Below are 12,288 nucleotides of genomic sequence, written 5' to 3'. Positions count from 1 at the left end.
CCGAACGCGTTGCCACCGGCCGATTTCCTGGGCGATGGTGCACCCAGCCCGAGCTGTCGGGCAGCACCTCTACAGTCGGCCCGGTCGGGAGGCGAGATGACTCGGCGCGTCGCGCTGGTAACCGGCGCCTCACGAGGGATCGGCCGGGCCGTCGCGCTCGATCTGGCCCGCCGCGGCTACGCGGTCGCCGGTTGCTACGCCCGGGACACCGACGGAGCGGACCGGACCGCAGCCGACCTGGCGGCGCTCGGCGTACCGGCGATGATGCGGGCCTGCGACGTGGGCGATCCCGGCGCGGTCGATGATCTGCTCGCCGCGGTGGAGGCGGAACTCGGCGGCCTCGACGCGGTCGTCAACAACGCCGGCATCGCCCGCGACGCCCCGCTGGTCCTCTCGTCCTCGGCGGACTGGGACACGACGATCGCGACGAACCTCACGGGTACCCGAAACGTGTGTCGGGGGGCCGCGTTCCGCTTCATGAAGCGACGGTCCGGCGCGATCGTGAACATGTCGTCGGTCGCCGGCGTCACCGGCAACACCGGCCAGACCGCCTACGCCGCCACCAAGGCCGGCGTCATCGGACTCAGTCAGTCGCTGGCCAAGGAGGTCGGCGCCTACGGGGTACGGGTGAACGTGGTCGCTCCCGGCTTCATCGAGACCGACATGACGGCCGGGCTGAGCGGGCGGCTGCGCGACGACGCCCTGCGCCGGGTGCCGCTACGCCGATTCGGTGCCACCGGGGACGTCGCTCCGCTCGTCTCGTTCCTGCTCTCCGACGACGCCAGCTACATCACCGGCCAGGTCTTCCGGGTGGACGGAGGTATCGCGCTGTGACGATCCAGATTCCGACGGCCGCACCACTGGCGGCGTACGACAGGTGGTGGCCGGGTGCCACCACGGAACCGCTGGTCCTGCACGCCCGCAAGGTGGTCGAAGCCACCGAGCCGTCGCTGCGCGGCCATTTTCCCCGCTTCCCGATCTATCCGGGCGTCTTCGTGCTGGAGACGCTCGGCCAGCTGATCCGCGCCGGCCTGCCCGGCGGGACGGCGCGCTTGTGCCGGGTCTCGTCACTTCGGCTGGTCGCCCCGCTGCTGGTGGGCGACGAACTGTCGATCGAGGCGACCGCCCGGCCGAAGGACGGGTCCACCTGGGAGGTGTCGGCGACCGGTACCCGACGCGACGGAAGTGTCTGCGCGACGATGCGGGTCACCTGCACCACCGGTGGCCGTTCGGCACCGGCCGGTGCCGGCGTACTGGAGCACCCCCAGGTCCGCGCCCTGCTGCCCCAGCGTTTCCCGATGCTGCTCGTCGACCGGGTGCTGGAGCTACGGGCGGGTGAGTCCATCACCACGATCAAGGCGATCACCGCGAACGAGCCGTGCTACGCCGACCTGCCGGACGACGCCGGTCCCTCGTGCTTCGCATACCCCGTGTCGCTGCTTGTCGAGTCGCTCGGGCAGAGCGCCGCACTGCTGTGGCAGCACAGCGAGCCACCGGCCGAGAAGCGGGCCCCGCACCGTCACCTGCTGTTCCTGACCGCCCGGGGCTACGAGGTGTCGGGCGAGGCCTACCCCGGCGATGTCGTCCGACATGTCGTGCGGCTGGACCAGGTGGTCGCCGACACCGGCTTCTGTCACGGCGAGAGCTGGGTCGGCGACCGTCGGATCGCCCGGGTGGAAACCCTGATGGCGGCGCAGCGGCCGGACGAGCAGCTGCGCTGAGCAACCCCCTGCACATCCAACGAGCCGAGAGGACCCCCATGAGCAACACGGACGAGGCCGGCGACCCGCGCGAGCGGCTGGAGGAGCTGCGCGGCATCATCGCCGAGGTCCTGGAGATCGAGCCCGAGGAGCTGACCGACGACAGCGACTTCATGGCGGACCACGAGGCCGACTCGCTGCGCGCCATCGAGATCCTCGCCCGGCTGGACAAGCGGTACCACGTGGAGATCCCCCAGTCAGAGCTTCCCGAGCTGACGAATCTCAAGGCCGTCCACGAGAGCCTCAGCCGGCACGCGGGCTGGCGGGACTGACCCGTGCGCGTCGCGGTCACCGGGCTCGGCCCGGTCTCCAGCATCGGGATCGGTCCGGCCCCGTTCGCCGCCGGCCTGCGTGCCGGCCGGTCCGGGATCTCGGAGATCACCAGCTTCGACGCGAGCGGATTCCCGCGCCGTCGGGCCGGCGAGGTCCGCGAATTCGACCCGCACCGGTCACTGCGGCGGCTGAAGCCGGAGCACTGGGGGCGGTCGAGCCAGTTCGCGGCGGCCGCCGCCCGGCTCGCGGCCCAGGACGCCGGGCTCGACGTGGAGCGGCTGCCCGGTGGTCCGGAACGGGCGCACGCGGTGATCGGTACGACGAGCGGTGAGTCGGTGGCGGTCGAGGCGTTCACCGCGGCTCGCGTCGCCGACGGCTTCGCCGGCATCGACCCGGGCCTGGTGGCCCAGCTCCCGGCCGGCCGGCTGGCGCACGGGGTGAGCGAGGAGCTGGGCCTGGCCGGGGAGTCGGTGACGCTCGCGACCGCCTGCTCGGCCAGCAACTACGCCATCGGGTACGGCTTCGATCTGCTGGTCAGCGGCGAGGCGGACGTGGTGTTCGCCGGCGGCGCCGACTCGGTCTGCCGCTGGGCGCACGCCGGATTCTTCCGGCTCGGCGCGCTGGCCGCGCAGGACTGCGCGCCGTTCGACCGCGACCGCGACGGGATCCTCACCGCCGAGGGCGGGGCCGTGCTGGTGCTGGAGACCTTCGACCATGCTCGGGCCCGGGGCGCGCGCATCTACGCCGAGCTGCTCGGGCACGGACTCAACTGCGACGCCAAGCACCCGGTGGCCCCCGAGTGGACGAGCATCGCCCGCTGTATCCGCATCGCCCATGGCAACGCGGGCGTGGCTCCGGCCGACATCGACTACATCTGCGCGCACGGCACCGGCACACCGGCAAACGACGCGGTCGAGGCGCGCGCCATCGTCGAGGTGTTCGGCGAACGCCCGCCGCCGGTCAGCTCGATCAAATCGCTGATCGGGCACACGATGGGTGCCGCGTCGGGTTTCGGGGCGATAGCCAGCGTGCTCGCCATCGACAAGGGTTTCCTGCCACCGACGGTGAACTGGTCCACTCCCGACCCCGACCTCGCCGGAATCGACCCGGTGCCGAACGTGGCCCGGCCGGCGACGGTCCGGGTGGTGCAGAACAACGGTTTCGCCTTCGGTGGCAACAACTCGATAGTCATCTTCGGAGCGGTCCGGTGACCGCGCTGCGGGTACGAGGGCTGGGCGTGCTGCTGCCGTCGGCGGCCACACCAGGTGACACGTCGTTCCCGGACCGGCCGGTGCACGCGGTCGACGGGTTCGACGTGCGGGACCGCCTCGGCCGCAGAGGCACCAGCTTCTTCGACCGGACCACCGCCCTCGCCGTCGCCGCCTGTGCCGACGCCCTGCGCGATGCCGGCGTCGAGGCCGGTCCCCAGCAGCCGCAGGATCGCATCGGGGTGGTGCTCGCGACCACGCTCGGCAGCTTCCGTTCCACGAGCGACTTCACCCGGGAGACCCTGGTGCAGGAGCGGCCCTACCTCGTCAACCCGGTGCTGTTCCCCAACACGGTGATGAACTGCGCCGCCGGGCAGTCCGCGATCCGGCTCGGCCTGCGCGGTGTGAACGCCACGGTGGCGGGCGGACCTGTGGCGTTCCTGCACGCGCTGCGCTACGCCGCCGACGTCCTCGCCCGGGGCTACGCCGATCTGATGGTGGTCGGCGCGGCCGAGGAACTGTCGCCGCACCGGGTGTGGTCACAGGCGTTGACCCGGGGCGGCACCGGCGCGGCCTGCGGCGAGTCGGCCGCCGCGTTCGCGGTGATCCGGGACGACGGCACCGGCCCCAGCGACGGGACCGGCCTACGGATCCTGGCCACCGCGGCCGGGTACGGTCCGGACGGTCGCCGGGCCGAGGCGCTGTCCGGCTGCGTACGCCGGGCACTCGACCGGGCCGGCGTCGCGGCGGCCGAGGTCGATCTGGTCGTCACCGCCGAGACCGCGACCGACGACCACGGGCAGTTCGGGGCCGCCGCGCGCGTGCTCGGTCACCGGCCCGAGCACCGACAGGTCACCGCGCGGTTCGGCGACTGCGACGCCGCGACCTGTGCGACCGGCCTGGCCCAGTTGATGCTGGACCGTCGCGCCCACCCGGAAGAGCCCGGCATCACCGCCCTCCTGGTCGCCGAGGGCGTCGACGGCGCCGCAGCGGCCGCGCTGGTGCGGAGCCCGCAGTGTCGGTGATCGCGGCGACCACCCAGCTGACCTGCTTCGGCGATGGTCCGCGAACCTGGGACGCGCTGACCCGTGGCCGCTGTGGCGCCCGCCCGCTCGACCCGACGACGGCCGCCCGACTGAACGTCGGGGCCGGCTATCCGATCACCGGCGGCAGCGACCCGGGGCGAGCGGCCGGCTGGCTCGTCGCGGTGTTGCGGGCGGCCGCCGCCCAGGCGGGCGTCGACGCTCACCGGGAGCGTGTGGTGGTGGTGGTCGGTACCGGCCTGCGGCAGTTGACGGACGTCGAGCGCTGGGCGCTGACGGCCAGCCCGTGCCCGGTCGACCAGCTCCATTTCGGATCGGCGGTCCGGGCCGCCCTGCCCGGCGTACGGGACGTGGTGACCCTCGCCAACGCGTGCAGCGCGGGCGGGCACGCGCTGGCCATGGCCCAGGACCTGGTCGAGACCGGGGAGGCCGACGTGGCGATCGCTGCCGCTGCGGACACCACCACGCTCTCGATGCAGGCGATGATCGGCCGGGTGGCCGACCGGCCCACCGAGCGGGTGCGCCCCTTCGACCGCGACCGCACCGGCGTACTGCTCGGCGACGGTGCCGCCGCCGTGGTGGTCGCGCCGGCCGAGCGCGCGGGTCCGCGGCTGGCCCGCCTGCTGGCCACCGGGCTGTCCTGCGACGCGGTGCACGAGACCGCGCCCGACATCGGCGGGATGACCCGAGCGATGCGCGACGCGCTGCACCGGGCCGACCGGGAGGCCCGCGACGTCCGGGTCGTGGTGGCGCACGGCACCGGCACCGCGCTCAACGACCCGGCCGAGTGCCGGGCGATCCACGAGGTGATCCTCGCTGACCGGGGTGACCCGTGGGTGACCGCGCTCAAGGGCGCGATCGGGCACACCTCCGGGGCGGCCGCGCTGTGCGGGGTCGACGTCGCCCTGCGCGGCCTGCGCGTCGGTGCCGTACCGCCGGTCGTCGGGCTGGGCGTCCCGCTCGCCGAGGCCGACGGCGTACGGCTGGTCCGGGACCGCCCGGTCGCGGTGCCCGGCTCACTCACCCAGATCAACTCCTTCGGCTTCGGCGGGGTCAACGCCGTCACGCTGCTGGAGCCGGCGTGCTGACCGCGACGCTGACGCTGCGGGCGTGGGGTGCCCACCTGCCGGAGAGCGACCAGGCGGCCTGCCGACCGGACGCCGCCGCTGGTCTGCTGGGCCGCAAGGGCCTGCTCAGCCGGGACGACGCGACCCGGCTGGCGCTGTGCGCGGTGCACCGCACGCTCGGCCTGGACGCCGGTGAACGGCCCCGGGGCGACGCGCTTGCCGAGGTCGCAGTTGTCGCCTGCGGAAATCTCGGCAACGTCGACACCGTCGCCGACCTGGCCCGCATCGCGACCAACGACGGGGTTCGGGCGGTCAGCCCGCTCGCGGCCCCGAACGCGTCGAGCAACGTGATCGCCAGCGTGATCGCGATCTGGTTCCGGTTCGCCGGCCCCAATCTCATGATCTGCTCCGGCGCCACCGCGAGCTACGACGCGCTGGCCGCCGCCGCTCTGCTGTTGCGCGCCGGTCGCGCCCGGCGCGTGGTCGTGGTGGGCGCCGAGGCCGCGACCGGCACGGCGACGGCGCTCTACGGGCGGCGACTCACCAGCGGGGCGGCGTGCGTGATCGTCGAGTCCGGCCCGGGCGGGGTGCAGGTCCGGCTCAACGGCAGGGTTCCCGCGCCGGCCGCTACCGCGCCGTGGGGCGACTGTTACGGCGCGCAGGGGCTCGTCGGTGTCGCCCTCGCGGCCGACCGGGTAATCGAGAGCAGGTTGCCGGTCGAGGTGTCCTGCGGCGACGAGGTCGACGGCTACCGGTCGCTGACCGTGCACCCCGCACCGGCGGGAACCCGATGAGCCCGGCAGCGGAAGGCACCCGCTGGTTGGCCGAAGGCCCGCCGGAGGCACCCCTGGCCGTGCTCGCCCACGGGCTGGAGGATTCCTGGCGGACCTGGTTACCGCTGGCCGCGGTCCTCGGTCAGCGGTGGCGGGTGGCCGCGCTCGACCTGCCGTGGCAACCGGGCACCGATTACCGGTGGCGGCAGCGGCCGGCCGCCGACGCGCTGGCCGACGCGATCGCCGGGCTCGACGCGCACATCGACCTGCTGGTCGCCCACTCCTACGGAGCGAACGCCACGTTGCACCTGTTGTGCCGGGACGCACTGCCGGCCCGACGGGTGGCCCTGATCTGCCCGCTCTACCGGCCACCCGGCCGGGCCGTGACGTGGACGCTCTTCGACCGGGCCCGGGCCGCCTTCGAGCGGCACATCCACGAGTCGCTGCGCAGCCGCCAGGGCGACCGGCTGGCCCGTACGCCTGACGACGTGCTGGCGACGATGACCCGCAAGGCGCTCGACCGGGCCGGACCGGCCGGTTTCCTCGCGGTTTTCGAGCAGTACGTCACAAGCGCGGCGCTGCCACTGGACCGGGTCCGCCCACCGGTGCTGGTGCTCGGTGGCGGTGACGATCCGACCCTCACCCCGGCGGCCGCCGGTGCCCTCGCCGGGGCGCTGCCCGATGCCCGGCTGATCGTCGATGACCGCTACGACCACTTCTGCCACCTGCGGCACCCGGCCGAGGTCGCGGCCCGGCTGTGCGCCTTCGCCGCCCACCAGAAACTCGAGGAGGTCCCGTGACCCCGACCGTTGTGGCGGGCCGCCCCCGCTTCGAAGGCGCGAACATCCGTACCTGGATCGGGTTCAAGCACTTCATGTACCTGGTCGAGGAGGCCGTGCTGCAGTGGCTGCGCGACCAGGGCCACCCACCTGGGCAGCTGTTCCACAGGCACGGACTGGGCGTGGAGATCGTCGACTGCTCGGTGCAGCTCCCCGCCGTACTCGACCTCGACGACGAGGTGGTCGCGCACGTGGACCGGGGGCGCGGCGACCGGCTCGACGTCACGCTCCGGGTCCGCCGTGACGACCGGGACGTGACGGTGGCCCGTGGCTCGGTGCGGCTGGCCCTGGTCCGCGAGCGGGCGGCTGAGGAAGCCGCGCCGGTTCCCCCAGACCTCGCCCCGTGGGTGGTAGACGACCTCGGTGGCCCGGCCGGCGGGCCCGGATCGCGCCCCTACGACCCGCGACGACAAGTGCGTGACCAGCTCGTCGATCCCGGATCGCCGGCCCTGTACTGGCCCTGGCGGGCCCGCTACTACTACTGCCACTACTCCGACCGGGTGCAGCATTCGGCCTACGTCCGCTGCGTCGAGTCGGCCGTGGACAGGCTGCTGGAGGCCCGCGGCATCTCGGTCGGCCGGCTGCTGGCCGAACGCGCCTGGATTCCGGTGGTGTCGCGGGCCCGCGTGCGGATTCATCAGGCCGCGCACATGGAGGAGACGGTGCACACGGTGGTCGACGTGGACTCGGTGCTGCGCGCGCAGCTGTTCGAGGTCGCGCTCTCCTGCCACGTGGTGCGCGACGATCGGCTGGTGACCGTGGCCGAGGGCCGTGTCCTGCACGGTTACGCGCTCGGCCGGGGCGATCGGGCGGGAGAGGTCGCCCAGCTCGACCCGGACATCGTCGCCACTCTCACCGGGGGTGCCCGGTGACCCGGCGGGCCAGGCTGTACTTCTCGTTCCGCAGCCCCTACAGCTGGCTGACCGTACGACGGCTGCGGGCCGCCGTGCCGGATGCGTTCGACGCGCTCGACTGGTTGCCCTACTGGGACCCCGACGACGCGACGACCCGGTTGCTCGACGAGCGCGGCGTCGACCTGCACTACGGCCAGATGAGCCGGTCCAAACACCGTTACATCCTGATGGACACCAAACGTCTGGCCACCGCCGACGGTGCCGCCATGGCCTGGCCGGTCGACGTCGAGCCGTGGTGGGAACCCGCGCACCTGGCCTGGTTGTGGGCCCGCCGGTCCGGGCACGCCGAGCCGTTCTACGACGCCGTCACGGCCGCCCGCTGGGAGCGCGGCGAGAACATCTCCGATCCGGCGGTGGTGGCCGCCTGCGCCGCCCGGGCCGGGCTCGACCCGCAGGTCGCCGCCGCCTGCGCCGACGACCCCGGACTGCGCGCGGAGGGCGTGGACTGCCTGTACCGGGCCTACCACGACGACGTGTTCGGGGTGCCCTACCTGAAGCTGGGGCACCACCGGTTCTGGGGCTACGACCGGCTCGACGCGTTCCTCGCGGCCTGGCCGCGACCGACAGGCGATCCGGCCCGGCCGCCGGTGACCGAGGCCTACGACACCGACACGGCAGGCGGCTGTGGCTAGCGGCGGCCGGCGGCGCACCGTCGAGGAGGAACGGAAGCACCGGCGCGAGCGCCTCGCCGCGGCGCTCCGGCTTTTCGCCAGGCTCGGGTTCGACGAGGGGGTCGGCGGGCACATGACCGCCCGGGACCCGGAGCATCCCGATCATTTCTGGATCAACCCGTTCGGCGTCCACTTCGGGCACGTCCGGGCGAGCGACCTGCTCCTGGTCGACCAGACCGGTTCGGTGGTCTCCGGTACCGGCCGGGTCAACCCGGCCGGCCTCGTCATCCACACCGCCGTGCACCATCAGCGCCCGGACGCCGTGGCAGCGGTGCACCTGCACTCCACCCACGGTCGGGCGTGGTCGACGCTGGGCCGCCCGCTCGACCCGATCACCCAGGACGCCTGCGCGTTCTTCGAGGAGCACACCGTCTACGCCCGGTACGGGGGCGTCGTCCTCGCCGCCGAGGAGGCCGGGCAGATCGCCGACTGTCTGGGCGGCGGCAAGGCAGTCATCATGCGCAATCACGGCCTGCTCACGGTCGGCGGTTCGGTGGAGGAGGCGGCCTGGTGGTTCATCTCGATGGACCGCTCGTGCCAGGTGCAGTTGCTGGCCGAGGCAGCCGGCACACCGGTACCGCTCGACCCCGAGACCGCACGGTCCACCCGCGACACGATCGGCAGCCCCGCGATCGCCCGACTCAACTTCAAGCCGTTGTACGCCGACATCGTGCGTGCGCAGCCCGACCTTCTTCAGTGATGGGGATGACATGGCGGAGTTGCTGATCGACCTCGCGTCCCGTTCGCCAGCCGCGACGGCGCTTGTCGACGAGCGTGGCTCGACCACCTGGCGGGAGCTGAACGACCGGGTCAACGGGTGGATCGAGGTGCTACGCGGGCACGGGGTGGCAGCCGGCGACGCGGTGGCCGTGATGGCCGGCAACCGCCGGGAGACCTTCGAGGTGGTGCTGGCCGGCCTGCACGCCGGGGTGACAGTGGTGCCGGTCAACTGGCACCTCACCGCAGCCGAGGTGGCGCACATCCTGACCGATGCCGGATGTCGCCTGCTCGTCGTCGACGCGCAGCGAGCCGCAGTGGCCGCCGACGCGGTGGCCCGGTGCGACGACCCGCCCCTTCTTCTGACGATCGACGACCGGGCGCCGATGCCGGGCGCCGCTGAACCGGCCGACCAACGGTGCGGTGCCCTGCTGCTCTACACGTCGGGCAGCACCGGCCGACCCCGCGGGGTGGCCAACCGACTGTTCGTCGCCGACGCGCCGTTCTCCCGCGTCGGCCGCCTGGGCGACTACGCCGCACGGACGTTGCGCCTGCCGGCGGGGGGACGGACCCTCGTCGTCGCCCCCTGGTACCACTCCGCGCAGCTCTTCTTCGCGCTGCTCCCCCTGCTGCGTGGCAGCACCCTGGTGATCGAGGAGAGGTTCGACCCGGTCGGCACCCTGTCCACAATGGCCCGGCACCGGGTCACCACGGCCCATCTGGTGCCCACCCACTTCGTCCGGCTGCTGGCGCTCGACCCGGCGGTACGCGACGAACTCACCCCTCGTGACCTGCGGCTGGTCTGGCACGGCGGCGGACCCTGCCCGGTCGACGTGAAGGACCGGATGATCGCCTGGTGGGGTCCGGTACTGCTGGAGTACTACGGCGCCACCGAGTCGGGGGCGCTCACCGTCATCGACTCGATCGAGGCCGGGCAACGGCCGGGCAGCGTCGGTCGGGCGGTGCCCCCGCACGAGATCGTCATCCTCGATCCCGCCGGCCGGCCGCTGCCGGCCGGGCGGACCGGCACCGTCTACGTGCGGCGGGTCGGGGGAAGCGGCTTCCACTACCACAACGCCCCGGCCGAGACGGCCGCCGTGCACCGCGCGCCCGACCTGTTCACCGTCGGGGAGGTCGGTCACCTCGATGACGCCGGGTACCTGTTCCTCACCGGACGTGCCCGCGACGTCGTGGTCACCGGCGGGGTCAACGTACACGCGGCCGAGGTCGAGGCGGTGCTGCTGCGTCACCCGGAGGTTCGGGACGCCGCAGTCGTCGGGATGCCCGACGAGGAGTACGGCGAGCGGGTGGTCGCGGTGGTGGTGGCCGCCGAGCCGGACCGCGCCGACGAACTGCCGGGCCGGCTCGACCGGCACACCCGGGAGACGCTTGCCGGCTTCAAGGCACCCCGCGCCTACCGGCTGGTGGACACGCTGCCCCGCGACGAGACCGGCAAGCTCCGCAAACAGCTCGTCCGGCGGATGCTCGCCGAGCTGCCCGGCGGTGGCGCGTGAACGCCGGCCCGCCGATCGCCGACATCGCGCATCCCGCCACCTACGCTCGGGGGGTTCCGCACGACGAATTCGCCCGACGTCGCCGGGAGGAGCCTGTCGGCTGGGTCACCGAGCCGGAACTGGTCCGCCGCTCCGCCGCCGGGTCGACAGTGCAACGGGGGGCCGGCTTCTGGGCGGTGACGACCCACGCGGAAATTGTCGACGTGTCCAGACGTCGGGACGAGTTCTCGTCCAGCCGCCGGGGCGCATTCCTGGTCGACCCGCGCACCCGCGCCGACCTGGAACGGGCCCGGCAACTCCTGGTCAACATGGACGCCCCGCAGCACACCTGGATCCGGCGGGCGGTCTCCCCCGCGTTCACCCCACGGGCGGTCCAGCGGCTGGCCGCCGATGTGGGTGAGCACGCCCGTTCCACAGTGGCCCGGGCGATGGCCGGTGACGACATCGACCTGGTCCGCGACCTCGCCGCCGAGCTGCCACTGCTGGTGCTGGCCGACCTGCTGGGCCTGCCACCTGCCGACCGGGGTCTGCTGCTGCGCTGGAGCAACCACCTCGTCGGTTTCGACGACCCCGAGTTCGGCGGCGGTGACATCGAGGCCTACCGGCGGGCGCTGGGCGAGGCGATGGCCTACGCCGGGGCGTTGGTCCGCGACCGTCGGCGACGACCCCGGGAGGACCTCGTCTCGGCGCTTGTCGCGGCCGAGGTGGAAGGGCGCCGACTGACCGACGCCCAACTCTGCCAGATCTGGCTGCTACTGATCGTCGCCGGTAACGAAACGACCCGGCACCTGATCTCCGGCTCGCTGGCCATCCTGATCGGCGGGACCGTCGACGCCCACGGTCCGGGTGCCGTCGAGGAGCTGCTGCGCCTGGTCAGCCCGATCCTCCAGTTCCGCCGGACCGCGACCCGCGACACCACGCTGGCCGGCACCCGGATCGCCGAGGGCGACAAGGTGGTCCTCTACTTCACCTCGGCGAACCGGGACGAGCGGGTGTTCACCGACCCGCACCGGTTCCGGCCGGACCGGCCCGACAACCCGCACCTGGCGTTCGGCATCGGGCCGCACTTCTGCCTCGGTGCCCATCTGGCCCGACTGGAACTGGCCGAGCTGCTGACCGCCATCCGCCCGTACCTGCCCCGGCTGCGCCTCGCCGGGCCGGTGGTCCGGCTCCAGTCCAACTTCGTCAACGGGATCAAGACGATGCCGGCCGCACTGGCGCCCCCGCGCCCGGGCCGACCGGCAGGTGAGAGGAGTGTCCGTCATGGATGAGAGCAGCGAGCGGTACCGGTTCGCCGTCGTGCACAACGACGAGGACCAGTACTCGATCTGGCCCGACGACCAGGAGCCGCCGCCTGGCTGGCGGCGGGAGGGCACGGCCGGCTCCCGGCAACAGTGCCTGGACCACATCGCCGGGATCTGGACGGACATCACGCCGCGCAGCCTCCGCGCGGCGCTGGACCGCGATGCCGCGGGACGCTGAGACGGTGTACGGCCACGCGAGCGGTGC

General features: G+C 73.2%; 14 protein-coding genes. All 14 read left to right on the top strand.

Features of this window, described 5'->3' with window-relative positions; all coding sequences use genetic code 11:
* Positions 1–96 precede the first annotated feature (96 nt).
* The 14 genes from fabG to AB0I71_RS02160 are packed head-to-tail and all read left to right on the top strand — an operon-like array spanning position 97 to position 12,261.
* Positions 97–834, top strand: a complete 738-nt coding sequence (fabG, locus tag AB0I71_RS02225; protein ID WP_357581401.1) for a 3-oxoacyl-ACP reductase FabG — start codon at positions 97–99, stop codon at positions 832–834.
* Entirely contained in the window at positions 831–1,721 is an 891-nt protein-coding gene (locus AB0I71_RS02220; protein ID WP_357581400.1) for a hypothetical protein, read from the top strand. The genes fabG and AB0I71_RS02220 overlap by 4 nt, the downstream gene beginning before the upstream one ends.
* A 38-nt stretch (positions 1,722–1,759) precedes the next feature.
* Positions 1,760–2,032, top strand: a complete 273-nt coding sequence (locus tag AB0I71_RS02215) for an acyl carrier protein (RefSeq protein WP_357581399.1) — start codon at positions 1,760–1,762, stop codon at positions 2,030–2,032.
* 3 nt (positions 2,033–2,035) lie between these two features.
* Positions 2,036–3,244: a beta-ketoacyl-[acyl-carrier-protein] synthase family protein gene (locus tag AB0I71_RS02210; protein ID WP_357581398.1), complete on the top strand. Its 1,209-nt coding sequence runs from the start codon at positions 2,036–2,038 to the stop codon at positions 3,242–3,244.
* On the top strand, positions 3,241–4,266 hold the full coding sequence (locus AB0I71_RS02205; protein ID WP_357581397.1) for a beta-ketoacyl synthase N-terminal-like domain-containing protein: 1,026 nt from the start codon (positions 3,241–3,243) through the stop codon (positions 4,264–4,266). The genes AB0I71_RS02210 and AB0I71_RS02205 overlap by 4 nt, the downstream gene beginning before the upstream one ends.
* Positions 4,257–5,372: a beta-ketoacyl synthase N-terminal-like domain-containing protein gene (locus AB0I71_RS02200; RefSeq protein WP_357581396.1), complete on the top strand. Its 1,116-nt coding sequence runs from the start codon at positions 4,257–4,259 to the stop codon at positions 5,370–5,372. Before AB0I71_RS02205 ends, AB0I71_RS02200 begins: the two co-directional genes overlap by 10 nt.
* Positions 5,366–6,145 (top strand): beta-ketoacyl synthase N-terminal-like domain-containing protein, encoded by a 780-nt coding sequence (locus AB0I71_RS02195; RefSeq protein ID WP_357581395.1) that lies wholly within the window; start codon positions 5,366–5,368, stop codon positions 6,143–6,145. The genes AB0I71_RS02200 and AB0I71_RS02195 overlap by 7 nt, the downstream gene beginning before the upstream one ends.
* Positions 6,142–6,924, top strand: coding sequence for an alpha/beta hydrolase (locus AB0I71_RS02190; protein ID WP_357581394.1), 783 nt, complete (start codon positions 6,142–6,144; stop codon positions 6,922–6,924). The genes AB0I71_RS02195 and AB0I71_RS02190 overlap by 4 nt, the downstream gene beginning before the upstream one ends.
* On the top strand, positions 6,921–7,835 hold the full coding sequence (locus AB0I71_RS02185; RefSeq protein ID WP_357581393.1) for a thioesterase family protein: 915 nt from the start codon (positions 6,921–6,923) through the stop codon (positions 7,833–7,835). Before AB0I71_RS02190 ends, AB0I71_RS02185 begins: the two co-directional genes overlap by 4 nt.
* Complete coding sequence (locus tag AB0I71_RS02180) at positions 7,832–8,509, top strand: DsbA family protein (protein WP_357581392.1); 678 nt, start codon at positions 7,832–7,834, stop codon at positions 8,507–8,509. The genes AB0I71_RS02185 and AB0I71_RS02180 overlap by 4 nt, the downstream gene beginning before the upstream one ends.
* Entirely contained in the window at positions 8,502–9,248 is a 747-nt protein-coding gene (locus AB0I71_RS02175; RefSeq protein ID WP_357581391.1) for a class II aldolase/adducin family protein, read from the top strand. The genes AB0I71_RS02180 and AB0I71_RS02175 overlap by 8 nt, the downstream gene beginning before the upstream one ends.
* A gap of 10 nt (positions 9,249–9,258) precedes the next feature.
* A complete protein-coding gene (locus AB0I71_RS02170) occupies positions 9,259–10,779 on the top strand; it encodes an AMP-binding protein (protein WP_357581390.1) in 1,521 nt (506 codons plus the stop codon).
* A complete protein-coding gene (locus AB0I71_RS02165; protein ID WP_357581389.1) occupies positions 10,776–12,050 on the top strand; it encodes a cytochrome P450 in 1,275 nt (424 codons plus the stop codon). The genes AB0I71_RS02170 and AB0I71_RS02165 overlap by 4 nt, the downstream gene beginning before the upstream one ends.
* Positions 12,043–12,261 carry an MbtH family protein gene (locus tag AB0I71_RS02160; protein ID WP_357581388.1) on the top strand — a complete coding sequence of 73 codons (219 nt, stop codon included), beginning with the start codon at positions 12,043–12,045 and terminating at the stop codon, positions 12,259–12,261. Before AB0I71_RS02165 ends, AB0I71_RS02160 begins: the two co-directional genes overlap by 8 nt.
* Positions 12,262–12,288 lie beyond the last annotated feature (27 nt).

Origin of the sequence: Micromonospora sp. NPDC049891, assembly GCF_040660295.1 — a bacterium.
Lineage (GTDB): Bacteria > Actinomycetota > Actinomycetes > Mycobacteriales > Micromonosporaceae > Micromonospora.
This window is presented reverse-complemented; position numbering and strand designations above follow the sequence as displayed.